Genomic DNA, 23,594 nt, shown 5'->3' with positions numbered 1-23,594 from the left:
CTCTGGTGGCCATGTGCGGCAGGTATGCGACCACTGCGAATCCCGCGACACTCGCGGCCGACCTCGATGCGATCAACGAGGCGGGCGAGGAGGAGAGTCCGCCCGACTTCAACGTGGCGCCCACCACGCAGGTCCTGACAGTGGTCGATCGCCACGACGCCCGGCGGATCCGGCGGATGCGGTGGGGGCTCGTGCCGTCGTGGACGAAGGAGCTCGGCAAGGGGCCGGTGCTGTTCAACGCGCGAGCGGATTCGGTCGACAACAAACCGGCCTTCCGGAACGCGTTCGCATACAAGCGCTGCCTCGTTCCGATGGACGGCTGGTACGAGTGGCAGACCGAGGTCGATGCGGCGGCCGCCGGGAAGAAGTCGGGTAAGGCGAAGAAGATCCCGTACTACATGTCGCCGGAGGACGGCTCCCGCCTGTACATGGCCGGACTGTGGTCGGTCTGGCACGATCCCGCGGTCGCGGAGTCGCCCCCTGTCCTGAGCTGCAGCATCATCACGGTCGACTCAGCCGCCCAGCTCGAGAACGTGCACGACCGGATGCCGCTGGTGATGCCCCGCGAGCGCTGGTCCGCGTGGCTCGATCCCGAGCATCCCGCGTCGACGGATCTGCTCGAGGTGTCACCCGACGCCATCGCCGACATCACCGTCCGGCGGGTGTCCACGCTGGTCAACAGCGTGAAGAACAACGGACCGGAACTCCTCGACCCCGATGCAACCGGTCGTGACGAGGCGCAGGTGGGGGAGCAGATCAGCCTGCTGTGACCGCAGCGGTGACGGCTCCGCTGAGCCGCACCAGGTCGGCGGGCGCGAGTTCGATCTCGAGTCCGCGCCTGCCGGCGCTGCACAGCACCCGGTCCCAGTCGAGCGCCGACGCGTCGACGACCGTCGGGAGTGCCTTGCGCTGTCCGAGCGGTGAGATGCCCCCGAAGACGTACCCGGTGGAGCGCTCCGCCTCGGTACGGTCCGCCATCACGGCCTTGCCCGCGCCCAGCGCCGCGGCCGCCGCCTTCAGCGACAATTTCTCCGGCACCGGCACGACCGCCACAGCCAGCTTGCCGGTGTCGAGTTTGATCACCAGCGTCTTGAACACCTGATGGGCGGTGACGCCGACCGTGTCGCCCAGGGCGTCGACGGCCTCCGAACCGTACGACTCCGCCCGCGCATCGTGCGCGTAGCTGTGCACGGCGTGGTCGACGCGGTGTTTCACGAGCAGCTTCGTCGCGGGAGTGGCAGTTCCGGCCATGGACAGACACTCTGCCACGCGGTCGGGAACACACCGGACGGGAGGCGTGTTGGTACCTGCAGAACAACAGTGCATCGAAGGGAGTGGTCCGTATCGTGATGTCCTCGGTGATGGAGCCCACGTCGCGTCTGCAGTTGGCGGTAACGTTGACGCCCACGGCGACCGAAGGGATCAGCGTGCAGGAACATGACCGTCCGACGGCAGACCAGGCCGAGCCACAGGACGAGTTGATCGCGCGTTTCGAAAGGGACGCGCTCCCACTTCTGGATCAGCTGTACGGCGCTGCTCTGAGGATGACCAGAAACCCGGCGGACGCCGAGGACCTCGTGCAGGAGACGTACGTGAAGGCCTACACGGCGTTCCGTTCGTTCCGCGAGGGCACCAACCTCAAGGCGTGGCTGTACCGGATTCTCACGAACACGTACATCAACTCGTACCGCAAGAAGCAGCGCCAGCCCGCGCAGTACCCCACCGACGAGATCACCGACTGGCAGCTGGCGGCGACGGCGGAACATTCGTCGACCGGTCTGCGGTCCGCCGAGGTCGAGGCTTTGGACGCGTTGCCCGACGACGACATCAAGGAAGCACTCCAGGCCCTGCCGGAGGAGTTCCGGATGGCCGTCTACTACGCCGACGTCGAGGGGTTCCCCTACAAGGAGATCGCCGAGATCATGGGCACCCCGATCGGGACCGTGATGTCGCGACTGCACCGTGGGCGCAAGCAGCTCCGAGGTCTGCTCGCCGACGTCGCACGCGAACGTGGATTCAACCGTGGGGGCACCGACGACGTGCCCGGCGACAGTGCAGTGAGCGCGGAGCAGGAGGTTTCTCGGTGAGCGAGCAGGACGAATTCGAGCAGCTCGACTGCTCCGCCGTCATCGCGGACGTCTGGCTGATGCTGGACCGTGAATGCGATGAGGCGTCGCGGGCGCGGCTGCAGAGGCACCTCGACGAGTGTGGGTCGTGCCTCGAGGCGTACGGCATCGAGGAGAAGGTGAAGTCCCTCGTGAACCGCAAGTGCGGCGGGGAGCACGCACCGGAAAGCCTCCGTCAGAGGCTCTCCATCGAGTTGCGGCGGACGATCCTCATTACGAATACCGAACCCGACGCATAACTCGTCAGAACAGCAATCAGGGGCCGGAAAGCATCGCTGCTTTCCGGCCCCTGGTGCGTTCTACGGCGCGTCAGGCGTTGGGACGCTTGCCGTGGTTTGCGGCGTTGCCCTTGCGACTGCGCTTCTTACGACCACGCTTACCCATGAGTAGATCTCCCTTCTTTTCACCACAGTCTTCCACGTGTGGTTGGGTGTCCTTGCAACAGGGCTTTCTCGACACCCGGGAGTGAAGGATCACAATGGCAGAAGACGTGCGCGCCGAAATGGTTTCGACGGTGTATCAGGTTGTGGTGAGCGCGGGTGACGAGGTGAAGGAGGGCGACACCCTCGTCATCCTCGAGTCGATGAAGATGGAGATCCCCGTCATCGCCGAAGAGCCCGGCACGGTCACCTCCGTGGACGTCAAGGTCGGCGACGTGATCCAGCAGGGCGACCTGATCGCAGTGATCTCCTGAGCTGACACCCACCGACGATGTCCACACTGAGTGACCTGCTCGCCGAACACACCGACCTGCCCGGCGAGGCCGTCGATCACCTCCAGCGAGTCGTCGGTGAGTGGCAGTTGCTCGCCGACCTCTCCTTCGCGGACGTTCTGCTCTGGGTCGGAACGGATTCCGCGGCCACCAACTCGACCGGCACCGTGATCTGCGTCGCGCACTGCAGGCCCACCACCGCGTCGACCGCCTTCCCGGAGGATGTCGTCGGGACGGTCGTGTCGGAGTCGGAACACCCGCAGGTGCTGCAGGCGCTGCTCGAGGGCCGCGTCGTGCGCCCCGAGGACGGCGGCGGGCACGCCGGTCTGCCGCCGCGCGGGGAAGCGGTCCCGGTGCGGTGGAACGGCGAAGTGATCGCGGTCCTGAGCCGGGACACCAACCTGTCGCACCAGCGGGCGCAGAGCCCGCTCGAGGTCGCGTATCTCGACTGCGCCGATGATCTGTGCCAGATGATCAGCGACGGAACCTTCCCGATCCGGGAGGCCCGGTCGGACACCAACTCGAGTCCCCGCGCCGGCGACGGCTTCATCCGCCTCGACACCGACGGCAGCGTGGTCTACGCGAGTCCCAATGCGCTGTCGGCCTATCACCGGATGGGTCTCAGCTCGGACCTGATCGGCCAGAACCTGGCCGCCACCACGCGGTCGCTCGTGACGGATCCGTTCGAGTCGCAGGAGGTCGCCGGGTACATCCGCGACACCATCGCCGACAAGCCGGGCCGCCGCATGGAGATCGAGGCCAGGGGAGCGACCGTCCTGCTCCGGGCGCTGGTCCTCAAACCCGGCGGGAAGCGCGTCGGCGCCGCCGTCGTCGTGCGGGACGTCACCGAGGTGAAGAGGCGGGATCGCGCGCTGCTCAGCAAGGACGCGACGATCCGCGAGATCCATCACCGGGTGAAGAACAATCTGCAGACCGTGGCGGCGCTCCTGCGACTGCAGGCCCGCCGCACCAACAACGAGGAAGCCCGGCAGGCGCTGAGCGAATCGGTGCGCCGCGTCACGTCGATAGCCCTCGTGCACGACACGTTGTCGATGTCGGTGGACGAGGAAGTGAACCTCGACGAGGTCGTCGACCGTCTGGTGCCGATCCTGTCCGACGTGGCGACGGTGAGTACGCCGATCAAGGTCCGCCGGGAGGGCAGCTTCGGGGTGTTCTCCGCGGAGCGGGCCACGCCGCTGGTGATGGTGCTGACCGAACTCGTGCAGAACGCGATCGAGCACGCCTTCGAACCCGGCGCTCCGGGCACGGTCACCATGAGGGCCGAGCGTTCTGCGCGGTGGCTGGACGTCGTGATCCACGACGACGGCAGGGGATTGCCGCCCGGTTTCAGCCTCGAGCGGTCCGACCGTCTCGGTCTGCAGATCGTCCGGACTCTGGTGGCCGCCGAGCTGAACGGCTCCCTCGGGCTGCATCCCGGGCCGGAGGGTGGAACGGATGCCGTGTTACGCGTACCGCTGGGCCGTCGTGGGCCGCGGTACTGATCGGGGGGCAAGCAAAAGGCCCGGCACCATGTGGTGCCGGGCCCGTCTCCTTCTGATGTATCAGACGGTGGTGCGGGCACGCGTCCGAGCGTTGCGGCGCTTGAGTGCGCGTCGCTCGTCTTCGCTCATGCCGCCCCACACACCGGCGTCCTGGCCCGACTCGAGTGCCCACGAGAGGCATTCGGCGGTCACCGGGCAGCGGTTGCAGACAACCTTGGCATCAGCAATCTGCGCGAGAGCCGGACCGCTGTTGCCCACAGGGAAGAACAACTCGGGGTCTTCGTCGCGACAGATTGCCTTGTGGCGCCAGTCCATCCTTCTGCTCCTTAACTGGGTGCTAAATGCACCGTTTCGTCTTCATGAGTTCATGTGTGCGTAGAGAATGTTTCCGCACTGTTGCTTGTGAATGCTTTCACGAACTGGCGGGATGTCAATAGAAAACCGCCGCACCGTGGGGGAGCTCACGTACTTAGGCTGCCCTTCGAGGTGCGCCGTCCTTTGTACCCGGTGCAGGCACTTCCCGCTAGGTGAAAACGGCGATTCTCGAGAATTGCTCAGGGTCGCGCCGGCGCGACCACATCCAGCGCCTCGGGCACCGACACGAACTCGACGACTTTGCGCAGTCCGATGTAGTCGCCGTCCATCTGCAGTCCGATGGGTTCCGACGCGGAGATCCGCACGGACGGCACGTCGTCGACCCGGACCAGCTTCTTCGCCTTCGGACGGGTTCCGGGGGTCAGCAGCTGGCGGGCCACCCGCAGCGTGGTGAGGATCGCGGTGGACCGCATCGCGAAGACGCCGAGGCCGGTGTCGTAGGTGGTGTCGGGATTCGTGTGCACTTCCCGCTTGTTCAGATACGTCCAGGGACTCGCGTTCGACACGAATGCGTAGTGAACGCCCTCGACCGGATCGTGATCGGGAACCTCGACGGTGAGCGTCGGCTCCGCGTATTTCGACCGGAAGAACACCCGCACCGCCGCGCGGACATACTGCGCCGGTGTGGCCGGCCGCCCGTTCTTGCGGTGCATGTCGACCGCCTCACACACCTGGGCGTCCCAGCCGAGACCGGCGTTGAACGTGAACCAGCGGTTGTCGCAGTGCGCGAGCCCGATCCGGCGCCGCTGCCTGCGGGCGAGGAGATCGATGAGCTGGTTGGTGGCGTCCACCGGGTCGGGCGCGATGCCGAGCGAGCGGGCGAACACGTTCGCCGACCCACCGGGGACGACGGCGATCGGGGGAATCGGCCCCACCGTCACCGCGCTCATCGACTTCGGTACCGGGGTGCCGAGCAGTCCGTTGACCACCTCGTTCACGGTGCCGTCTCCGCCGTGGACGATGATCAGGCCCATCCCGTCCACACAGGCCTGCTGCGCAAGTTCGGCGGCGTGACCGCGGTGTGTCGTGTGCGCGACCGTCAACCGCACCCGGCTCGACAGCGCGTGGGCGAGGAGATCACGCCCGGCCGGAGTCGTCGATGTGGCATTGGGGTTGACGATCAGCAGCGCGCGCACGGGGCCCAAGCCTAGCGGGGGCGGGACGTGTCACCATCCGAGGCCGCCGGCGACGGGGTGTTCTAGGCTGGCCGACGTGCCGAAGCCGTCTCTCAGCAAGTCCACGCCCACCACGGTCCGCGCGGCGGGCGCCCTGGTGTCGCTCGAGGGCGCGGTGGCGGTCGGTGTCGCCGTGGTGCTGGTCATCCGGGGACTGCTCGGGCACGACCAGAGCGTCAGCAGCGGATACGGCACCGCGGCCTGGTTCGCGATTCTCGGTGGCGCCGTGCTCGCCGCCGGGCTCGCCCTGATCTTCGGCCGGCGCTGGGGGCGGGCGATCGCGATCGTCGCCCAACTGCTCCTGCTCCCGGTGGCGTGGTCGCTGCTCACCGATTCGCACCAGCCGTTCTTCGGTGTTCTGCTCGGCGTCGTCGTGGTGGCGGCCCTCGGGTGCCTGTTCAGCAGTCCCACGTCGAAGTGGATGGCTGCCGAGTACGGCCAGGAGGCCGACGCCGACAACCCATCGGACCGCTAACTCACCTCGGACGCGAGGCGGCCGAGCGGATCCCCGGTCAGCCGGTACGTGGTCCATTCGTCCTGCGGGTGCGCGTCCAGCGACTCGTAGAACGCGATCGACGGCTTGTTCCAGTTGACCACCGACCACGACAGTCGCGTGTAGCCGTTGTCGACGCACTCCTTCGCGAGTGTGGCGAGCAGGGCCTTGCCGTGCCCGGAACCGCGCTCCGACGGGCTGACGAACAGGTCCTCGAGGTAGATGCCGTGCGTTCCGTCCCAGGTGGAGAAGTTCCGGAACCACACCGCGATCCCGACGACCCGGTCGTCGTCGTTCGTCGCGACGTGGGCGAAGGTCGACGGCTGCGGACCGAACAGGGCGTCGTCGATCTGGTCGGCGGTGACGGTGCACTCGTCACGGGCCCGCTGGTGTTCGGCGAGTTCGTAGATCATGGCGGTGATCGCGGAGACGTCCTCAGGTACTGCGCGTCGGATCATCGGGCACCTTCCTCGCTTGTCACGTTGTGGCTGACCACCTGTTGCGCCCCGTGCTCGAAGCCGAGGACGGAGTACGCGCCCGGCGACATCGCGAACCGTCGTCCCTCACTGATGGGAAGCTCCGCCCAGCGGGCGATGAGCCCGCGCGAGAAGTGACCGTGCCCGACGAGGATCACGTCACGGTCGACGAGTTGCGAATGAGCGACAGACAGCACGAGGTCGCACCGGGTGTGCACCTGCTCGGCCTGTTCGCCGCGAGGGCACGGGTGCGTCCACACGGTCCAGTCCGGCACCTGCTGCCTGATCTCGGGGGTCGTCATGCCCTCGTAGATCCCGTAATCCCATTCGGCGAGCGCGTCCCAGGTGCGCTGGATCTTCAATCCCGCCAGCTCCGCCGTCTCCCGGGCGCGTTGCCGCGGGCTGACGATGACGAGGGGGTCGCGCAGTTCGAGGGCGTCCATCGCCGGACCCACCCGCCGCGCCTGGGCTTCACCCAGTTCGGTGAGGTGGACGTCGGTCCGACCGGTGTGTTTACCCCAACGGGCCCATTCCGTTTCGCCGTGTCGGAGGAGGACGATCCGACGGCCGCGCGGCGAATCACTGGGTGGCATCCATCCATCATGTCAGTCAATCTGCGTGTATGGCTCGCCTCCGGGGACGAAGTAGGTAAGGATCGAGCCGTGACAACGGTTCTAGCAGTGGCAAATCAGAAGGGTGGGGTCGCGAAGACCACCACGGTCGCTTCTCTCGGCGCAGCCCTCGTCGGGCTGGGCCAGAAGGTCCTGGTGGTGGATCTCGACCCGCAGGGATGTCTGACGTTCTCCCTCGGGCACAACCCGGACCGCCTGGACGCCTCCGTCCACGAGGTGCTGACGGGTGATCTGGCGGCGCAGGAGGCCGTGATCGACACCGAGGACGGTGTCGCCCTTCTGCCCGCGACGATCGACCTCGCGGGCGCGGAAGCGTTGCTGCTCATGCGTCCCGGTCGTGAGTTCGCCCTCAAGCGCGCTCTGGCGCCGTTGCTGGACGACTACGACACGATCATCCTCGACTGCCCGCCGTCGCTCGGTGTGCTCACGCTCAACGGGCTCACGGCGGCGCAGTCGGTACTGGTGCCGTTGCAGTGCGAGACGCTCGCCCACCGCGGTGTGGGGCAGTTGCTGCGGACGGTCACCGAGGTGCAGCAGATCACCAACCCCGACCTGGTGCTGCTCGGAGCGCTGCCGACGCTGTACGACGCCCGCACGACGCACAGCCGGGACGTGCTCTCCGACGTGTCCGACCGCTACAACCTGCCGGTCCTCGCGCCGCCGATCCCGCGGACGGTGCGATTCGCGGAGGCGACGGCGTCGGGTGCCACGGTGCTGGCGGGGCGCAAGAACAAGGGTGCCCAGGCGTACCGGGACCTGGCCGAGAACCTCGCCAAGCACTGGGCGGGATCCGAGCTGGCTACGTTTTCGCCTGGAAGTGCCGAGTAAGTTCTTCCGGCGTCGGATTCCACGCGGCGGGCCAATCCTGTTGGCGTAACTGGGCGTCCGTGCCCCCGTCGGCGAAGACGACGCTGCCGCAGAACAGTGTCGAACCCGGTCCGAGCAGGAACTCGACGAGCGCGGCGATCTCGTCCGGGCGTCCGCGTCTGCCCAGCGGGACCGGATAGAAGTCCAGCGCCTTCGCCAGTTCGGGGTCGAGGTCGTCCCCGCTGGTCATCGGTGTGTCGATCATGCCCGGCGCGATCGCGTTGAGTCGTATGCCGTTGCCGATCCACTCGGGCCGTACCGCTTCGCGCCGAATCCACCAGGCCAGTGCGAGCTTGGACGCGGGGTATGCCGGGATGGCGGTCACCTGGTCGCCGATGCGCACCGCCTCCGCCTCGTCGCCGTCGAGGCACGCGGTCACCAGATTCTCGGGAATCCCTGGCTGCGTGGTGGTGCTGCTCGACGAGATCACCACCACCGAGGCGCCGCCCGCGCGCTCGAGGGCGGGCTTCAGGGCCGTCACGAGTTCCACGGCCCCGAAGTAGTTGACCGCGACGAGCCTGCCGCCCGGGACGTGCGACAGCGAGCCGAGTCCGGCGCAACAGACGAGACCGTCCACGACTCCGCCGCTTGCCTCGGACACGGCGTCGGCCGCCGCGGTTCGTCCGCCGGGGGTCGACAGGTCGGCGGTCACGTCGGTGTGTGCGAGGTCGACTCCGATGACGGTATGACCGCCGGACTCGAGCGTGCGGCGGCTCGCCGCCCCGATGCCCGAGGCGGCGCCGGTGATCACGTAGGTTGCCATGCCGTGAATTAGAACACGTTACAGATCGCGGCGGTGCGGACTTCGGACTCCGATTCACGCGTTCCGGACTCCGCGTCGGCGTAGTGGGCGCGCAGTCCCGTGACGCCGGGCGCCCGGTCCTCGTGCAGCACGAACCGGGCGTCGTAGTCGCCGCCGTTCTGGGAGCGGAAAGGCAACGGCGCGTCGGTGAACAGGCCGGACAGGCGATCGATCAACCGGGCCGCGACACCCGGTTAGTGCTCGGCGGGCAACCGGTCCGCGCTGTCGATCAGGACCGGGGGCAGTACGGACATCCCGGTGTACCAGAAGATTCCGTGGTGGATCGGGAACAGGAGTTCGTCCATCTGGCCGTTGATCCCACGTGCGCCCGCGCTGTCGGCGCTGCCGCCGAAACTGACGACCGTCATCGCCCGCTTGCCGGCCAGGGTTCCGTCGCCGTACCGCCGGGTGGAGCCGTCCTCGCGGCGCAGTCCGTAGCCGTACCCCTCGACGAAGACCCGGTCGAACCAGCCCTTGAGGATCGCGGGCATGCCGTACCACCACAGCGGGAACTGCACGATCACCGCGTCGGCCCACGCGAGTTTGCGCTGCTCGGCGCGGATGTCGGGGGCCAGGGTGCCCTCGGTCAGGGCCTGACCCGACCGCGCGCCGACGAGGAGGCGGTGGTGGGGGTCGTGTCCGAAATCGTCTGCCGTCACCACCGGGTTCCATCGCATCGCGTACAGGTCCGAGGTCCGGATGTCGTGGTCGGCGCCGCGCAGTGCCGAGAGGGCGTCGCTGCGGAGTGCCGCGTTCAGGGACTTCGGTTCGGGATGTGCCGATACCCACAGGATCTTCATGGTTCGCCTTCCGCTCGGTCGTCCTGACCTCTCCGATCATGGACGCGCGGCGGTGGCCGCGACAGTGGCCGGTGGGACGATATGTGAAATAATCGGGCCATGTCCGATTCGAGAGGTAAGCGGACCGTGCGTCGCCATCGCGTGGTCGTGTTCGTGCGCGACGGTCTGCTCCCGATCGAGTTCGGAATCGTCCACCGATTGTTCGGTGAGGCGCGATCGCGGGAGGGCGAACCGCTGTACGAGGTCCTCACGTGCACCCTCACACCCGGCGCCGTCCGTACCGACACCGACGTGACGATCACCGTCGAGCACGGCCCGGCACTTCTCGGCACGGCCGACACCGTCGTGATCCCGGCGTCCGATCAGGACTACGACCCGCCGGAGGACGGGCGCCTGCCCCGCCACCTCGCGGACGCCCTCGCGCACATTCGCCCGGGCACGCGGGTGGCATCGATCTGCACGGGCTCGTTCGTCCTCGCCGCGGCAGGGCTTCTCGAGAACCGGCGTGCCACGACGCACTGGAAGTCGGCGGACGCGTTCCGGCGGCGTTACCCGGACGTGCACCTGGACCCCGGCGTGCTCTACACGCACGACGGCGGCGTGCTCACCGCCGCCGGCGTCGCGTCCGGAATCGATCTGTGCCTGTACATGATTCGTCTCGACCACGGTGTGTCGGTGGCCAACGAGGTGGCGCGGGGAACGGTCGTGCCGCCTCATCGCAGCGGTGGTCAGGCGCAGTTCATCACCGAGCCCGTCCCGGACGCCGACGGTGCGTCCACGGCGCGAGCGCGGGCGCGGGCGCTGTCGCATCTCGATCAACCGCTGTCGCTGCGGGAGCTGGCCGCGTGGGAGTCGATGAGCGTGCGCACGTTCACCCGGCGATTCCGGGCCGAGACGGGGATGTCGCCGACGCAGTGGGTTCTCGAACAGCGGATCATCCGCGCCCGCGAACTGCTCGAGAACACCGACCTGCCGGTGGACGACGTGGCGGCGGCCGCGGGATTCGGCACCGCGACGTCGCTGCGACAACACCTCTCGCGCACGGTCGGCGTCTCACCGTCCGCGTACCGCGCCACTTTCCGTTGACGGCATGCTCATTCGTCCAAGTGCGGGGGAGTGCACGGCGCTAACGTCGGGGGCATGACAGTCTCGGACACGCCTCGAAGCAACACCCTGACGATGCGGGCGCAGCCGCTTCTCGCCGTCGACGACGTCGAACGCGCAGGCGAGTGGTACCGGAAGGTCCTGGACGCGCGCAGCGGCCACGGTGGACGGGACTACGAGCAACTCCTCGTCGACGGGCACATGATCCTGCAACTGCACCGGCTCGACGAGGGCCACCACCACGGCCCCCTCGGCGATCCTTCGCTCCCGCGGGGAAACGGGGTGGCGCTCTGGTTCGAGACCCCCGACTTCGACGGCACCGTTGCGAGGGTGCGGGAGGCGGGTGCCGACGTGGTCACGGACGTGCACGTCAATCCCAATGCGGGACATCGCGAGATCTGGATCCGCGACCTCGACGGCTATCTCGTGGTGTTCGCCGAACCGGCGTGACGGGCGATCTCAGCGCAGCGCCACGACAGCATCGCCGCGCTGTTCGAGGACGACGTCGCCGGCCACCGTCGTGAGGATCGGCCCCGCCGCGGCGTCACGCGCAACCGGGATCGTGCGAAGCAACGCGCCGGTCGACAAGTCGAGCACGGCGATGCCGGATTCCACCGGAACCAGCAGGTTTCCGGCCATCACCGCTCCCGGGCCGAGAGCGCCCGGGAAGATCCAGCGCGGTACGAGATCGGAGGCGCCGAGCGACACCACGTCCGAACCGGTCCACCAGGTGACCGCCGAACTGCCTGTCGACGTGACGGGGTCCGGGCCGACCCGGGCGGTGAGCGCGTATTCGGACACGGCGTTGCCGGTGCCGTCGAACAGGCCGATCCGCGGTCCGTACGACGGGCCGGCGGGTAGGTAGACGGCCGTGGTCTCGCCGGACACCCCGAGGATGCGAGCGCCCTCGACGCCGGCATCCACCCCCGCCAGGACGCTCGACCCGTACTCCTCGGGTTCCTGATTGTCCTTCGGCGACGGGTTCATGACCGTCAGACGATCGGCTACCTCGCCGGGACAGCGCTCGAGAACGGACAGCCTGCTGCTACTCGAACCGACGTCGATCAGCGTGCATCCGCTGCGTGGCTGCTTCCTGGGATTCACGGGCGCGTCCACCCGGCCGTACTCGACGGTGCGGACGAGGTCGGAGCGCCACAATTCCAGCCGGCGGTCGCCGAGAGATGCCACATACGTACCGTCGGCCTTCAGCGTCACCTCGGAATCGGCGTCGCTGCTCCGCTGGGCCAGACGCTCACCGGTACCGCCGTCGAGTTCGGTGGCCTGGGAGCAGCCGCGGTCGTCGCGGTAGACGGCCACGACCTTCTCCCACGACGCCGTCACACCGCACAGGTCGAGATCACGCTCGTACCGCCACAGCTCGGTACCCGACATCCGGTCCCGTCCCACGACGTCCCCACCGTCGGCGGTGACGACCGCACCAGCGACGACGAGGGGCGCGGAGGTGGCGGAACTGGCGGAGTCCCAGATCGGGCTCAGCGTCTCAGGAACCGTCAGGGCCGTGACGAGCGCAGGCGGCGGCTCGGCGGCGGTGACCGAGGTGGTGCCCCGGGCATCGCTACGGAACCACACCACGGTGAGGGCGACCACGACCGCGACGGCGATTCCGGCAGCGACGACGAGATCGGCGCGCGAGCGCCGCTCAGGTGCGAGCACGGTGGTTGTTTACTCCGCGTTCGTCGCGGCGGCGCCGACCTTCGTGGTCCGGCGGCGACGACGCCGGCGGGGCTTGGAGGCACCCTCGCCGTCGGTGTCCCCGCTCGAAGCAGCGGATTCGGGTGCCGTCGGCTCCGGCGACACGGACTTGGGGCCCACAGAGTCCGCGGGGCGGCCACCACGGGTGCGGCGGCGGGTGCGGGTGCGTGCCGGACGCTCCGTGCGCTCGGCCTTCTCGCCCTGCTCGATATCGGAGCTCTCGCTCCGCTCGGCGCCCGTGTTCTCGCTCCGCTCGGATGCGACCTTCTCGGCCTTCTCCACCCGGGGGCGCTTGATCGTGCCGGTCGCGCCGGCCGGGATCGACAGCTCCTCGAACAGGTGCGGGGAGCTGGAGTACGTCTCCGCCGGATCGGGGATGCCGAGGCCGAGAGCCTTGTCGATGAGCTGCCAGCGGGGGATGTCGTCCCAGTCCACCAGCGTCACGGCGATGCCGGTGCGGCCCGCCCGCCCGGTGCGGCCGATCCGGTGGACGTACGTCTTCTCGTCCTCGGGGCACTGGTAGTTGATGACGTGGGTGACATCGTCGATATCGATGCCGCGGGCCGCGACGTCCGTTGCGACCAGCACGTCGATCTTGCCCGTGCGGAACGCCTTCAGCGCCTTCTCGCGAGCAACCTGATTGAGGTCGCCGTGGACGGAGCCGACGGAGAAACCCCGCTCGGCGAGATCGTCGGCGACCTTCTGGGCGGTGCGCTTGGTGCGGGTGAAGATCATCGTCGCGCCGCGGCCGTCGGCCTGCAGCACGCGGGCCACCATCTCCGCCTTGTCGAGCGCGTGCGCCCGGTAGATGTGCTGGCTGGTCCGGTCGTGCACCGCCGAGTCGTCGGCCTGCTCGGCGCGGATGTGCGTCGGCTGGGTGAGGAACGTGCGGGCGAGCGTGATGATCGGACCCGGCATGGTCGCCGAGAACAGCATCGTCTGGCGCTTGTCCGGCACCATTCCGAGGATGCGCTCGATGTCGGGCAGGAAGCCCAGGTCGAGCATCTCGTCGGCCTCGTCGAGAACGAGGACCTCGACCTTGCCCAGGATCAGATGACCCTGGTTGGCGAGGTCGAGCAGACGACCCGGGGTGCCCACGACGACGTCGGCGCCCTTCTGGAGCGTCGCGATCTGCGTCTCGTACGGGCGGCCACCGTAGATGGCGAGGACCTCGAGCTTGTTCTTCTCGCCCTTCAGGTACTTCGCTGCGCCCTCGAGGTCCTTGGTGACCTGGATGCACAGCTCGCGGGTGGGGACGATGACCAGCGCGCGGGGAGTGCCGTCGAGTGCGGCCGTCCCGGTGGTGCCACTGGAGATGCGGTGGAGCAGCGGGACGCCGAAACCGAACGTCTTGCCCATGCCCGTGCGGGCCTGACCGATCAGGTCGTCGCCGGCGAGGGCGAGGGGGAGCGTCAGCTCCTGGATCGCGAACGTCCGCTCGATGCCGATCTCGTCGAGAGCGCGGACGATCTCGTCACGCACTCCGAGCTCGGCGAAAGTGGGGGCGACGTGCGTGGAGTCGAGTTGCGCCGACAGCGTGGTCTCGGTTGCGTCGTCTTCATGGTCGACAGTGATCTTGCTCAGGGGACTGGCCTTCCTCGTAGCTGCACGCACGCACGAGGTAAGGGCCAGGCCGCTGGTCGGCCCGATTTCCCAGTCGACGCTCGTCGATGTCCTCTTCCGAGTCGATCCTGCCACTGCCTCAGCGCTGAAATCGAAGATTTCGGCGAGGCGCGGCTGGGACCGTCGATCAGGTGCGCGCACATTATCGGTGGGAACCGCTGATCGGATCGTGATCGATCATCACTCAAACCGCGTTCTCCGTGGAGGCGAACGTGGTGACGAGCGGTTGCCCATGATCATTGTAGCCGGAGAACGCCCCACAACCGGTTACGCATGGCAAACATCACTGGGTGACCCACTAGGCTGTGGCGCCATGGAGCCCAACACGCCTGCATCCTCTGATTCCACCATTCCCGCTGATCACCCCGGCGTCAGTGAACTCTTCGCGGTCCTCGCGTACGGCGAGATCTCCGCGTTCTACCGGCTGTCCGAGGACGCGCAGATGGCGCGGACCCTGCAGGGCAAAGTGGCGCTCGCAAGCATGGCCGCCGCCGAGATGGGCCACTTCGAGATGCTCGAGAAGGCGCTGACCGCGCGTGGGTTCGACATCTTCGAGGCGATGGATCCGTTCGTCCGCCCCCTGAACAACTACCACGCGTCCACCACACCGTCGACGTGGCTCGAGGCATTGGTGAAGGCCTACGTCGGTGACGGGATCGCCGCCGACTTCTACCGCGAGATCGGGCACTCGCTGCCCGCCGAGGTCTCGCGGACGGTCGAGGAGGTGCTCTCGCAGACCGGCCACTCGGAGTTCGTCGTCCACGAGGTGCAGCAGGCGATCAAGGCCAGCAACCGCGACAAGGACCGCCTCATGCTCTGGGGCAGGCGACTGCTCGGCGAGGCCATCACCCAGGCACAGTTCGTCCTCGCGCAGCGGGAGGCGCTCACCGAACTCGTCATCTCCGCGTCCGGCGACCTCAACGGCGTCGTCGCACTGTTCGACCGCATGCAGGAGATGCACGCCGAACGCATGGCCGTGCTCGGGCTTGTGTGACGTGTGACGGCATGTTCGCTCAGGGCACAGCCCACGGACGCGCACCGGCGGCGGCCACTGCATTAGCCTTGCCAGGACAGCTGATGTTTCTCGGAGAGTTCGGAGGTTGACCGTGGAGGTCAAGATCGGTGTAATCGACAGCCCGCGTGAGCTCATCGTCAGCAGCGAGCAGACCCCGGACGAGGTCGAGACATTGGTCTCGGACGCCCTCACCGGTGGCGACGGGATCTTGTCTCTGCAGGACGACAAGGGACGCAAGTACCTCGTGCAGTCCAGCAAGATCGCCTACGTGGAGATCGGCCCGTCCGATATCCGCAAGGTCGGATTCGCTCCGACCAAGTGAACACACGAGAAAGGGCCCGCAGTCGACTCGACTGCGGGCCCTTTCTCGTGCACGGTGTCAGCGCTGTTCGGGATGCAGCGGCACGCGGGACAGACCGCCCCACGCGAGCGTGACCGTCGTGTCGACCGCTTCTTCCTTCGGGATCGGGCGCGACGCCTCGAGCCAGTACCTCGCGGTGAACTGGCTGGCGCCGACGAGGCCGACAGCGAGGATGCGGGCGCGGTAGGGATCGAGACCGGAGTCGTGGCTGACGAGGTCGAACACGGCGTCAACACACGCCTCGGTGGCCTGCTCGACGCGGCTCTGCACCTGGGGCTCACCCATGAGGTCCGACTCGAACACGAGCCGGAAGCCCTGCGAGTCGTTGTCGACGAAGTCGAAGAACGCCTGCACTGCGGCGCGGACACGCTGCTTGTTGTCCGTGGTCGAGCGCAGCGCCTGCCGGACGCCGGAGATCAGGCTGTCGACATAGCTCTGCAACACCGCCACGTACAGCTCGAGCTTGCCGGGGAAGTGCTGGTAGAGGACGGGCTTGCTCACACCGGCGCACTCGGCGATCTCGTCCATACCGGCAGCGTGGTATCCGCGTGTGACGAAGACCTCGCTGGCTGCGGCGAGTAGTTGCAGTCGCCGGGCGTCACGGGGGAGTCGCGTGCTGCGACGGGCCCCGGTGCCCTTTCCGGGGGTGGCATCGCGATCGGAGTTCGTCCGATCCGCGAGTTCAGTCATAGCGCTTCCAATCTGCACAAGTATTCCGCGTCACATTCTGTGTAACTGTGTGAACGATACCCGCGCGTAGTGAACCGTTCATGGTGGACTCGCTGGACTCGCCCGGTCAAGGATATTGCCTGACCGGTAACTGGGACCCTGTGGGGGTCGGGTGCGCCTGGTCGTCCGGGTAGCCGCGACGTTGCGGATCGCCTCTGCGTGACACGCCGAATGACCTGCGGGTGGTGCGCTGGGACGAGGCGGTGCCGGACTGTGAGATTCTGGGCTGCGTGACTGACCGAGGAGGACCGCGTGTTCGCGGCCGGGCTCCCCAGAGCTCCGAGGACGGGGAGCGACGATCGCGCAGCATCGACCAGCGTGACGTCCGTCCCCGCACTTCGCAGTCGGCACCACAGTCGCATCAACCGCTCCGTGCGCAATGGGACCCGACCAGCCGCGACGTCGGCAGGCCCCGGAACCCGCGCCCCGAGCGGCAGGCGCGGAAGCAGAGTCGCATCGGCCGGTTCGTCTCCACCTACGGCTGGCGGGCCTACGCGATCCCGATCCTGCTGGTGGTCACCGTTCTCGTGGTGGTCGACGCGGTCCGGGACACCGGCGGCGGCAGCGAGACGACGGCCGAGACCGACACCCCCGGATTCGGCACCCTGTCCCGCGACACCGACGGTTCGAGCGTAATCGGGATCCCGCCGGAGGCCGACGGTAACTTCGCCGCCGAACTTCCCTCGGGCGCGCTGCCCGAGGGAGGTCCGTTCACGGCGGTCGGCGCAGGCACCTGGCATGTGGTTCCCGGAAGCGGAACCAAGATCGGGCAGGGCACCGAACGCGAATTCACGTACAGCGTCGAGATCGAGGACGGGGTCGACACGTCCGGGTTCGGCGGCGACGAGTCGTTCGGCCGGATGGTCGACCAGACGCTGTCGAATCCGAAGAGCTGGACGAAGGACCCGCGGTTCGCGTTCCGCCGCGTCGACCAGGGCGACCCCGACTTCCGGGTGTCGCTGACGTCGCAGATGACCATCCGTGAGGCGTGCGGCTACGACATCCAGCTGGAGGTGTCCTGCTACAACCCCGGCATCGATCGCGTCGTCCTCAACGAGCCGCGCTGGGTGCGGGGAGCCATCGCGTTCCAGGGCGACATCGGGTCGTACCGGCAGTACCAGATCAACCACGAGGTCGGGCACGCCATCGGCTACCAGGACCACCAGCCGTGCGAGACCGAGGGCGGCCTCGCGCCGGTGATGATGCAACAGACGTTCGGCACGGCCAACAACGACATCGCGCAGCTCGACCCCGAGGGTATCGTCCCAATGAACGGTCTGACCTGCCATTTCAATCCGTGGCCGTTCCCGAGGGCGTGAGCAGGGGCCGCCCCGCGCGACTGCCGGCGGGAGGGGAAGAATGGACCCTGTCGGAGCGTTGAAGTCAATGCTGTCCGACGCATCGGAAGCTGTCGCGCAACGTCAGGAGTGGGCCGTGTCGCTTGACCGTTCTGTGAAGACCACCGAGGCACTGCCGCCGCTGGTGGAACCGGACGCCGAACTTTCCCGCGACGAGGTGGCGCGGTACAGCAGGCACCTGATCATCCCGGATGTCGGTATGGCGGGGCAGAAACGTCTGAAGAACGCGAAGGTCCTCGTCATCGGCGCGGGCGGCCTCGGGTCACCCGCCCTGCTGTACCTGGCGGCGGCGGGTGTGGGGACGCTCGGCATCGTCGAGTTCGACGAGGTCGACATGTCGAACCTGCAGCGGCAGGTGATCCACGGCCGGTCCGACGTGGGCCGTCCGAAGGCCGAGAGTGCGCGCGACTCGATCCGCGAGATCAACGACAACGTCGACGTCCGGTTGCACGAGTTCCGGCTCGAGCCCGACAACGCCGTGGAACTGTTCGAGCAGTACGACCTGATCCTCGACGGCACCGACAACTTCGCCACCCGGTATCTCGTCAACGACGCCGCCGTCCTCGCGCACAAGCCGTACGTGTGGGGCTCGATCTACCGATTCGAGGGCCAGGCGTCCGTGTTCTGGGAGGATGCGCCGAACGGTCGCGGACTCAACTACCGGGACCTGTACCCGGAGGCGCCCCCGCCGGGCATGGTGCCGTCGTGCGCCGAGGGCGGTGTGCTCGGTGTGCTCTGCGCGTCGATCGGTTCGATCATGGCCACCGAGGCGGTCAAGTTGATCACCGGCATCGGGGAGTCGCTGCTCGGACGGCTGATGGTCTACGACGCACTGGACATGACCTACCGCACCATCACGTTGCGCCGGGATCCGGCGCGGACCCCGGTCACCGAACTGATCGACTACGACGCGTTCTGCGGCGTGGTGTCCGACGAGGGTCAGGCGGCGGCGGCCGGTTCGACCATCACGGCCACGGAGCTGCGTGATCTCCTCGACTCCGGCAAGGAGATCGAACTGATCGACGTGCGCGAGCCGGTCGAGTGGGACATCGTCCACCTGCCCGGTGCCGTGCTGATCCCCAAGGACCGGATCCTGTCGGGGGAGGCGCTGTCGGAGCTTCCGCAGAACAAGCCGATCGTGCTGCACTGCAAGACCGGCGTCCGCTCGGCGGAAGCGCTGGCCGCGCTGAAGAAGGCCGGCTTCTCCGACGCCACACATCTGCAGGGCGGCGTGATCGCGTGGGCGAAACAGGTGGACACCAGCCTGCCCGTCTACTGACCTTCGTCGTGGCGTGATTGCCCGTGCCCGGGCCAGCGCGCCTTGCAGTGTCACCGGCCCACCCGGCGGTAGCGTTGAGTCCGTGAGCACAGGCCAACCCCCTCAACACGTGTGCTCCACGTTCGGCCTCCGGGAAGTCGAGCCCATCCCACTCGGTGCGGACTGGGACGGCGGGTGGCTCTGTGGAGACGTAGTCCTGTCAGCCGTCGCCGACCACGCGCGCGCCGCGTGGTCCGCCAAGATCCGCGAGACGCTGGAGGTGGACGGGGTGCGGCTCGCGCGTCCTGTGCGGTCCACCGACGGCCGGTATGTGGTGTCCGGGTGGCGGGCCGACACGTTCATCGAGGGCACGCCCGAACCGCGTCACGACGAGGTCGTGTCGATGTCGGGGCGGCTTCACGCCGCCACCTCGCAGCTCGACCGTCCCCGGTTCCTCGTGCAGCCCCCGGTTGCGCCGTGGGCCGAGGTCGACGTGTTCGTGGCTGCGGATCGCGCCGCCTGGGAGAAGATCCCGCTGCGCAGCGCGAAGGGTGCGGAACAGCTCGAGACGCCGTCCCCCGACGGTCGCAAGAGCCTGGAACTGATCACCGGACTCGCGACGCTGCGCAAGCCCGTCACGGGCCCGGACCAGCTGGTGCACGGAGACCTGTTCGGCACCGTCCTGTTCGCCGGTGCCCTCGCGCCCGGGATCACCGACATCACTCCGTACTGGCGTCCCGCGTCGTGGGCGGCGGCGGTGGCCGTGGTGGATGCCATTTCCTGGGGTGGAGCCGACGAGGCCCTCATCGGCCGTTGGGAAGATCTGCCCGAATGGCCGCAAATGCTCCTGCGTGCGGTGCTGTTCAGGCTCGCCGTCCACGTGCTGCACCCACGCTCGACCGCGGAGGCGTTTCCCGGACTTGCCCGCACGGCCGACGTGGTACGCCTCCTGCTCTAGGTGAGCAGCTCCGCGAACAGATCGCGGGCGGCCGTGGTCGCGGCAGCCTCGTCCCCGTCGACCACCGCCTGGATCAGACGCCCGTGCTCGTCGTGGAACCCGACACCGGTCGCGTGGACGTGCCGGTCGACGGTCTGGGCGATCGAGGGCAGAAGCGAGTCGTAGAACTCCAGGTACACGGCGTTGTGGCTCGCTTCGACGATCGCGCGGTGCAGGCTCACGTCCGCCGCGACGGCGGCCTCCGTGTCGGATTCGGCCCAGCACCGGGAGCGCTCGTCGAGGAGGCTCTGCAGGCGTGCGACGTCGTCCGGGGTGCGGCGCCGGGCGGCGAGCGCGGCGGCGGTGACGTCGAGCGCCTGCCGCAGTTCCGTGACGTCGCGCTCGTGTGCGCCGGCGAAGTACTTGCCGAGTGTGCCCCCGACGTCAGAGGTGGCGACGACGTACGTGCCGGATCCCTGCCGCCGTTCGAGCAGGCCGGTGTGGACGAGGGCCTGCACCGCCTCGCGGACAGTGTTGCGTCCCGTTCCGGTGAGTTCGGACAGCGCGGTCTCGGTGGGGATCTTCGCGCCGACCGCCCACCGACCACTGCAGATCTCGTCGCGCAGCTGCTCGGTGACCTGTGAGATCAGACTCGAGCGGCGCACTGGTTTTCCAAAGGTCATCCTGTCATCCTATGATTTCTCTTGTGACTCTTCTACGCGGCCGCCTCCTCGTCTTCTGTGCGATCGCCATGTCTGCTCTCGTGCTGAGGCTGGCGGTCACCTCGTTCACCCCGCTTGCCTCGCAGATCCGGGAGGACATCGGATTCTCGCCGACGGTCGTCGGGGTGTTCGGAATGGTGCCGACGGCGATGTTCGCGCTGTTCGGACTGGGGACGCCGCTCATCGCCAAGCGGTGGGGCCTGGAACGGACCGCCCTCGTCGCGATGCTGATGGCCGCGGTCGGCATGCTCACGAGAGCCCTGATGAGCGACACCTGGTCGTTGCTGGCACTGTCGGCGCTCGCGCTGGCAGGCATGGGAATCGGCAACGTGGTGATTCCGCCGCTCGTCAAGCGTTACTTCTCCGACCGGCTGGCCGTGATGAGCTCGGTGTACATCGTCGGCGTGCAGCTCGGCACCATCGCGCCCGCCTTCGTGGCCGTCCCCCTCGCCGAGGCATTCGGCTGGCGGTTCTCGATCGGCGTGTGGGCGCTCCTCGGCTTCGCCGCGGCGGTCCCGTGGATCTTCCTCCTCGCCCGCGAACGACGTCGCGCCGTGGTCGTGACGGCGCAGCCGCCGGCGGACGTTCCGGCCGAGCGTCCCCACGGGAAGGCCTGGCGATCGCCCGTCGGCTGGGGAATGGCCGGCATGTTCGGGATGACGTCGATGATCACGTACTCGATGTTCACTTGGATTCCCGACATCCTGTCCGACGCCGGCGCGAGTGAGGCGTTCGGCGGTGCCATGGTGGGACTGTTCTCGTTCATGGGCCTCGTCGCAGCGTTCGGCGCCCCCACGCTGTGCGCGCGTATGCGCAACCCGTTCCCGATCGTGATCGGGTGCGCGGTCTGCTACCTCGTCTCCTTCAGCGGACTCCTGCTCGCCCCGATGAGCGCGCCGATCCTGTGGATCGTGCTGCTCGGGCTCGGGCCCAGCACCTTCCCGATGTCGCTGACACTGATCAATCTCCGCACGCGCAGCCATCTCGGCTCGGCGACGCTGTCCGGTTTCACCCAGGGTGTGGGTTACGCCGTCGCGTGCCTCGGTCCGTTACTGTTCGGCGTGTTCCACGATGCCTCCGGCGGGTGGACCCTGTCGTTCGGATTCTTGACGTGCGGCGTGGTGATCCTCCTCATCGCAGCGTTCCAGGCATGCAAGCCGCGCATGCTCGAGGACAGCTGGCACGTCGATTCGGAGCCGCAGGACGCTCTTCGACACGTCTAGGAAACATGCAGGAAACCTCACATCGGCCCAGCTGAAAAGTGAGGATCAGTTGACGTTGCGGTCACCGACCGCAGCACCGCCGCAACACCGGTTTTCTACCTTTGGGTCTCCCACACAACGAGGAGGCCCGGGTGAAGAAGCACTACATCGAGCACTGGGATGCGGAAGACGTCGACGCCTGGGAGGCGGGCGGCAAGGACATCGCCAAGCGGAACCTGATCTGGTCGGTAGTCGCTGAGCACGTCGGCTTCTCCGTCTGGTCGATCTGGTCCGTCATGGTCCTGTTCATGCCGACCGACATCTACGGCATCGACGCGGCGGGCAAGTTCTTCCTCGTCGCGGTCCCGACCCTCGTCGGCTCGATTCTGCGGATCCCGTACACGGTGGCGACGGCCCGCTTCGGCGGCCGCAACTGGACCGTCTTCAGCGCCCTCGTCCTGCTCGTGCCGACGCTGTTCACGCTGTACCTGATGATGAACCCCGGCGCGTCGTACACGACGTTCATCCTCGTGGCCGCCCTCGCCGGCGTCGGCGGCGGCAACTTCGCCTCGTCGATGACCAACATCAACGCGTTCTACCCGCAGCGCCTCAAGGGCTGGGCGCTCGGCCTCAACGCAGGCGGCGGCAACATCGGCGTCCCGATGATCCAGGTGATCGGCCTGCTCGTGATCGCCACCCTGGGTAACACGGAGCCGTGGATCGTCTGCGCCGTCTACCTGGTCTTCATCGCCGTCGCCGCGGTCGGCGCCGCCCTGTTCATGGACAACCTCGGCAACCAGAAGTCCGATCTCCGGTCGATGGCCAAGGCGCTGAAGTTCTCCGACTCGTGGGTCATCAGCTTCCTCTACATCGGCACGTTCGGCTCGTTCATCGGCTTCAGCTTCGCGTTCGGCCAGGTGCTGCAGATCAACTTCCTCGCCGGCGGCGCCACCCCCGCCGCGGCCGCGCTGCACGCCGCCCAGATCGCCTTCATCGGACCGCTGCTCGGCTCCATCGCGCGGCCGATGGGCGGCAAGCTCGCCGACCGCATCGGCGGCGGCAAGATCACGCTGTACACGTTCGTCGCCATGGCGCTCGCCGCCGCAGTGCTGGTCACCGCGGGGACCATCGACGACGGCACGCCCGGCGCGGCCACGGCCGGAGTGCTGGTGGCGTTCGTGTTCGGCTTCATCACCCTCATCCTGCTGGCGGGCATCGGCAACGGCTCGGTCTACAAGATGATTCCGTCGATCTTCGAGGCCAAGGCGCAGGGACTCGAGGGATTGAGCCGGGACGCCAAGGCGGCGTGGTCGCGGGCGATGTCCGGCGCGCTCATCGGGTTCGCAGGCGCCATCGGTGGCCTCGGCGGCGTCGGCATCAACCTGGTGCTGCGCGCGTCCTACGGGGGCACCGCGAAGTCGGCGACCATGGCGTTCTGGGTGTTCCTCGCCTTCTACATCGCCTGCATCTTCGTCACCTGGTTCGTCTTCCTGCGCCGCCCGTCCGTCACCCGTGGGCTCACCGTCTCCGGCGACGACGAAAAGGTGTCGGTCTCGGCGTGACCTCACGCAGTACCGCATGAACTCGAGTAATTCAGCTAGAAGGAGCGACG

At 67.8% G+C, this 23,594-nt stretch carries 27 protein-coding genes and 1 pseudogene; 16 read left to right on the top strand and 12 right to left on the bottom strand.

What is annotated here, in order from left to right; genetic code table 11:
• Nucleotides 1-11 precede the first annotated feature (11 nt).
• Complete coding sequence (locus QM693_RS25785) at nucleotides 12-770, top strand: SOS response-associated peptidase (RefSeq protein ID WP_283353776.1); 759 nt, start codon at nucleotides 12-14, stop codon at nucleotides 768-770.
• On the opposite strand, the gene ybaK is transcribed toward QM693_RS25785, so the two are convergent.
• Nucleotides 757-1,251, bottom strand: a complete 495-nt coding sequence (gene ybaK, locus QM693_RS25780; RefSeq protein WP_280781638.1) for a Cys-tRNA(Pro) deacylase — start codon at nucleotides 1,249-1,251, stop codon at nucleotides 757-759. The genes QM693_RS25785 and ybaK overlap by 14 nt on opposite strands.
• A 98-nt stretch (nucleotides 1,252-1,349) precedes the next feature.
• Between ybaK and QM693_RS25775 the strand changes: the two genes are divergently transcribed.
• Both QM693_RS25775 and rsrA read left to right on the top strand, forming a co-directional pair.
• On the top strand, nucleotides 1,350-2,087 hold the full coding sequence (locus QM693_RS25775; RefSeq protein WP_280781772.1) for a sigma-70 family RNA polymerase sigma factor: 738 nt from the start codon (nucleotides 1,350-1,352) through the stop codon (nucleotides 2,085-2,087).
• Nucleotides 2,084-2,365 carry a mycothiol system anti-sigma-R factor gene (gene rsrA, locus QM693_RS25770; RefSeq protein ID WP_005240092.1) on the top strand — a complete coding sequence of 94 codons (282 nt, stop codon included), beginning with the start codon at nucleotides 2,084-2,086 and terminating at the stop codon, nucleotides 2,363-2,365. Before QM693_RS25775 ends, rsrA begins: the two co-directional genes overlap by 4 nt.
• A 70-nt stretch (nucleotides 2,366-2,435) precedes the next feature.
• Here the strand turns inward: rsrA and QM693_RS37905 are convergent, their stop codons facing one another.
• Nucleotides 2,436-2,510 carry a 50S ribosomal protein bL37 gene (locus tag QM693_RS37905; protein ID WP_022597109.1) on the bottom strand — a complete coding sequence of 25 codons (75 nt, stop codon included), beginning with the start codon at nucleotides 2,508-2,510 and terminating at the stop codon, nucleotides 2,436-2,438.
• A 94-nt stretch (nucleotides 2,511-2,604) separates the two neighbouring features.
• Here QM693_RS37905 and QM693_RS25765 point away from each other — a divergent pair, with 94 nt between their 5' ends.
• Complete coding sequence (locus QM693_RS25765; RefSeq protein WP_005240095.1) at nucleotides 2,605-2,820, top strand: biotin/lipoyl-binding carrier protein; 216 nt, start codon at nucleotides 2,605-2,607, stop codon at nucleotides 2,818-2,820.
• Nucleotides 2,821-2,837: 17 nt separating this feature from the next.
• Nucleotides 2,838-4,340 carry a sensor histidine kinase gene (locus QM693_RS25760; protein ID WP_280781639.1) on the top strand — a complete coding sequence of 501 codons (1,503 nt, stop codon included), beginning with the start codon at nucleotides 2,838-2,840 and terminating at the stop codon, nucleotides 4,338-4,340.
• A gap of 60 nt (nucleotides 4,341-4,400) precedes the next feature.
• Here QM693_RS25760 and QM693_RS25755 read toward each other — a convergent pair whose 3' ends face one another.
• Together QM693_RS25755 and QM693_RS25750 are read right to left on the bottom strand one after the other, a co-directional pair.
• Nucleotides 4,401-4,655: a WhiB family transcriptional regulator gene (locus QM693_RS25755; RefSeq protein ID WP_005240099.1), complete on the bottom strand. Its 255-nt coding sequence runs from the start codon at nucleotides 4,653-4,655 to the stop codon at nucleotides 4,401-4,403.
• A 239-nt stretch (nucleotides 4,656-4,894) separates the two neighbouring features.
• Nucleotides 4,895-5,851 (bottom strand): diacylglycerol/lipid kinase family protein, encoded by a 957-nt coding sequence (locus QM693_RS25750; protein WP_105413159.1) that lies wholly within the window; start codon nucleotides 5,849-5,851, stop codon nucleotides 4,895-4,897.
• Nucleotides 5,852-5,927: 76 nt separating this feature from the next.
• On the opposite strand from QM693_RS25750, the gene QM693_RS25745 reads away from it, so the two are divergent.
• Nucleotides 5,928-6,365 (top strand): hypothetical protein, encoded by a 438-nt coding sequence (locus QM693_RS25745; protein ID WP_005240102.1) that lies wholly within the window; start codon nucleotides 5,928-5,930, stop codon nucleotides 6,363-6,365.
• On the opposite strand, the gene QM693_RS25740 is transcribed toward QM693_RS25745, so the two are convergent.
• Both QM693_RS25740 and QM693_RS25735 read right to left on the bottom strand, forming a co-directional pair.
• Nucleotides 6,362-6,841: a GNAT family N-acetyltransferase gene (locus QM693_RS25740; protein ID WP_280781641.1), complete on the bottom strand. Its 480-nt coding sequence runs from the start codon at nucleotides 6,839-6,841 to the stop codon at nucleotides 6,362-6,364. The genes QM693_RS25745 and QM693_RS25740 overlap by 4 nt on opposite strands.
• On the bottom strand, nucleotides 6,838-7,452 hold the full coding sequence (locus tag QM693_RS25735; protein WP_283335223.1) for an acid phosphatase: 615 nt from the start codon (nucleotides 7,450-7,452) through the stop codon (nucleotides 6,838-6,840). Before QM693_RS25735 ends, QM693_RS25740 begins: the two co-directional genes overlap by 4 nt.
• 69 nt (nucleotides 7,453-7,521) lie before the next feature.
• Between QM693_RS25735 and QM693_RS25730 the strand changes: the two genes are divergently transcribed.
• Nucleotides 7,522-8,319, top strand: coding sequence for a ParA family protein (locus tag QM693_RS25730; RefSeq protein ID WP_105413157.1), 798 nt, complete (start codon nucleotides 7,522-7,524; stop codon nucleotides 8,317-8,319).
• Here the strand turns inward: QM693_RS25730 and QM693_RS25725 are convergent.
• Complete coding sequence (locus QM693_RS25725) at nucleotides 8,291-9,121, bottom strand: SDR family oxidoreductase (protein ID WP_283353758.1); 831 nt, start codon at nucleotides 9,119-9,121, stop codon at nucleotides 8,291-8,293. The two genes, QM693_RS25730 and QM693_RS25725, sit on opposite strands and share 29 nt — an antisense overlap.
• Nucleotides 9,122-9,129: 8 nt before the next feature.
• Nucleotides 9,130-9,960: pseudogene (locus tag QM693_RS25715) on the bottom strand (NAD(P)H-dependent oxidoreductase).
• Between the two features lie 99 nt (nucleotides 9,961-10,059).
• On the opposite strand from QM693_RS25715, the gene QM693_RS25710 reads away from it, so the two are divergent.
• Together QM693_RS25710 and QM693_RS25705 are read left to right on the top strand one after the other, a co-directional pair.
• Nucleotides 10,060-11,046 (top strand): GlxA family transcriptional regulator, encoded by a 987-nt coding sequence (locus QM693_RS25710; protein WP_283353755.1) that lies wholly within the window; start codon nucleotides 10,060-10,062, stop codon nucleotides 11,044-11,046.
• A gap of 54 nt (nucleotides 11,047-11,100) precedes the next feature.
• The gene (locus QM693_RS25705) at nucleotides 11,101-11,514 is read left to right on the top strand and encodes a VOC family protein (protein ID WP_283353754.1); all 414 of its coding nucleotides are present in this window, start codon (nucleotides 11,101-11,103) and stop codon (nucleotides 11,512-11,514) included.
• A gap of 9 nt (nucleotides 11,515-11,523) precedes the next feature.
• Here QM693_RS25705 and QM693_RS25700 read toward each other — a convergent pair whose 3' ends face one another.
• Complete coding sequence (locus QM693_RS25700; protein ID WP_283353753.1) at nucleotides 11,524-12,738, bottom strand: Rv3212 family protein; 1,215 nt, start codon at nucleotides 12,736-12,738, stop codon at nucleotides 11,524-11,526.
• Nucleotides 12,739-12,747: 9 nt separating this feature from the next.
• Nucleotides 12,748-14,391, bottom strand: a complete 1,644-nt coding sequence (locus QM693_RS25695; protein WP_280781648.1) for a DEAD/DEAH box helicase — start codon at nucleotides 14,389-14,391, stop codon at nucleotides 12,748-12,750.
• A gap of 322 nt (nucleotides 14,392-14,713) precedes the next feature.
• Here QM693_RS25695 and QM693_RS25690 point away from each other — a divergent pair, with 322 nt between their 5' ends.
• Both QM693_RS25690 and QM693_RS25685 read left to right on the top strand, forming a co-directional pair.
• A complete protein-coding gene (locus QM693_RS25690; RefSeq protein WP_009479559.1) occupies nucleotides 14,714-15,394 on the top strand; it encodes a ferritin-like fold-containing protein in 681 nt (226 codons plus the stop codon).
• Between the two features lie 112 nt (nucleotides 15,395-15,506).
• Complete coding sequence (locus QM693_RS25685) at nucleotides 15,507-15,737, top strand: DUF3107 domain-containing protein (RefSeq protein ID WP_005259708.1); 231 nt, start codon at nucleotides 15,507-15,509, stop codon at nucleotides 15,735-15,737.
• 57 nt (nucleotides 15,738-15,794) lie between these two features.
• Here QM693_RS25685 and fasR read toward each other — a convergent pair whose 3' ends face one another.
• Nucleotides 15,795-16,466 (bottom strand): HTH-type transcriptional activator FasR, encoded by a 672-nt coding sequence (gene fasR, locus QM693_RS25680; protein WP_009479561.1) that lies wholly within the window; start codon nucleotides 16,464-16,466, stop codon nucleotides 15,795-15,797.
• 224 nt (nucleotides 16,467-16,690) lie between these two features.
• Here fasR and QM693_RS25675 point away from each other — a divergent pair, with 224 nt between their 5' ends.
• From QM693_RS25675 to QM693_RS25665, 3 genes are all read left to right on the top strand, one after another.
• Nucleotides 16,691-17,824 (top strand): DUF3152 domain-containing protein, encoded by a 1,134-nt coding sequence (locus QM693_RS25675; RefSeq protein ID WP_283335272.1) that lies wholly within the window; start codon nucleotides 16,691-16,693, stop codon nucleotides 17,822-17,824.
• A 133-nt stretch (nucleotides 17,825-17,957) separates the two neighbouring features.
• Entirely contained in the window at nucleotides 17,958-19,142 is a 1,185-nt protein-coding gene (moeZ, locus tag QM693_RS25670) for an adenylyltransferase/sulfurtransferase MoeZ (protein WP_016883159.1), read from the top strand.
• Nucleotides 19,143-19,224: 82 nt separating this feature from the next.
• Nucleotides 19,225-20,079: a TIGR02569 family protein gene (locus QM693_RS25665; protein ID WP_280781650.1), complete on the top strand. Its 855-nt coding sequence runs from the start codon at nucleotides 19,225-19,227 to the stop codon at nucleotides 20,077-20,079.
• Here QM693_RS25665 and QM693_RS25660 read toward each other — a convergent pair.
• Nucleotides 20,076-20,741: a FadR/GntR family transcriptional regulator gene (locus tag QM693_RS25660; protein WP_280781651.1), complete on the bottom strand. Its 666-nt coding sequence runs from the start codon at nucleotides 20,739-20,741 to the stop codon at nucleotides 20,076-20,078. The two genes, QM693_RS25665 and QM693_RS25660, sit on opposite strands and share 4 nt — an antisense overlap.
• A gap of 11 nt (nucleotides 20,742-20,752) precedes the next feature.
• Here QM693_RS25660 and QM693_RS25655 point away from each other — a divergent pair, with 11 nt between their 5' ends.
• Nucleotides 20,753-22,003: a CynX/NimT family MFS transporter gene (locus tag QM693_RS25655; RefSeq protein ID WP_280781652.1), complete on the top strand. Its 1,251-nt coding sequence runs from the start codon at nucleotides 20,753-20,755 to the stop codon at nucleotides 22,001-22,003.
• A gap of 131 nt (nucleotides 22,004-22,134) precedes the next feature.
• Nucleotides 22,135-23,544 (top strand): MFS transporter, encoded by a 1,410-nt coding sequence (locus QM693_RS25650; RefSeq protein ID WP_283335227.1) that lies wholly within the window; start codon nucleotides 22,135-22,137, stop codon nucleotides 23,542-23,544.
• The last annotated feature ends 50 nt before the right edge of the window (nucleotides 23,545-23,594 follow it).

The organism is Rhodococcus sp. IEGM 1305, from assembly GCF_030058635.1.
GTDB lineage: Bacteria > Actinomycetota > Actinomycetes > Mycobacteriales > Mycobacteriaceae > Rhodococcus_F > Rhodococcus_F opacus_D.
The sequence above is the reverse complement of the archived record's forward strand: the minus strand, read 5'-3'. Positions and strand labels throughout refer to the sequence as shown.

Bases quoted from the DNA above. Each gene is read 5' to 3' on its own strand.
- QM693_RS25740 (WP_280781641.1), bottom strand. From the start codon at position 6,841: ATGATCCGACGCGCAGTACCTGAGGACGTCTCCGCGATCACCGCCATG.
- QM693_RS25765 (WP_005240095.1), top strand. From the start codon at position 2,605: ATGGCAGAAGACGTGCGCGCCGAAATGGTTTCGACGGTGTATCAGGTT.
- QM693_RS25760 (WP_280781639.1), top strand. From the start codon at position 2,838: ATGTCCACACTGAGTGACCTGCTCGCCGAACACACCGACCTGCCCGGC.
- QM693_RS25725 (WP_283353758.1), bottom strand. From the start codon at position 9,121: ATGGCAACCTACGTGATCACCGGCGCCGCCTCGGGCATCGGGGCGGCG.
- QM693_RS25755 (WP_005240099.1), bottom strand. From the start codon at position 4,655: ATGGACTGGCGCCACAAGGCAATCTGTCGCGACGAAGACCCCGAGTTG.
- QM693_RS25690 (WP_009479559.1), top strand. From the start codon at position 14,714: ATGGAGCCCAACACGCCTGCATCCTCTGATTCCACCATTCCCGCTGAT.
- QM693_RS25735 (WP_283335223.1), bottom strand. From the start codon at position 7,452: ATGCCACCCAGTGATTCGCCGCGCGGCCGTCGGATCGTCCTCCTCCGA.
- ybaK (WP_280781638.1), bottom strand. From the start codon at position 1,251: ATGGCCGGAACTGCCACTCCCGCGACGAAGCTGCTCGTGAAACACCGC.
- QM693_RS25705 (WP_283353754.1), top strand. From the start codon at position 11,101: ATGACAGTCTCGGACACGCCTCGAAGCAACACCCTGACGATGCGGGCG.
- fasR (WP_009479561.1), bottom strand. From the start codon at position 16,466: ATGACTGAACTCGCGGATCGGACGAACTCCGATCGCGATGCCACCCCC.
- QM693_RS25775 (WP_280781772.1), top strand. From the start codon at position 1,350: ATGTCCTCGGTGATGGAGCCCACGTCGCGTCTGCAGTTGGCGGTAACG.
- QM693_RS25785 (WP_283353776.1), top strand. From the start codon at position 12: ATGTGCGGCAGGTATGCGACCACTGCGAATCCCGCGACACTCGCGGCC.
- QM693_RS25655 (WP_280781652.1), top strand. From the start codon at position 20,753: ATGATTTCTCTTGTGACTCTTCTACGCGGCCGCCTCCTCGTCTTCTGT.
- QM693_RS25660 (WP_280781651.1), bottom strand. From the start codon at position 20,741: ATGACCTTTGGAAAACCAGTGCGCCGCTCGAGTCTGATCTCACAGGTC.
- QM693_RS25710 (WP_283353755.1), top strand. From the start codon at position 10,060: ATGTCCGATTCGAGAGGTAAGCGGACCGTGCGTCGCCATCGCGTGGTC.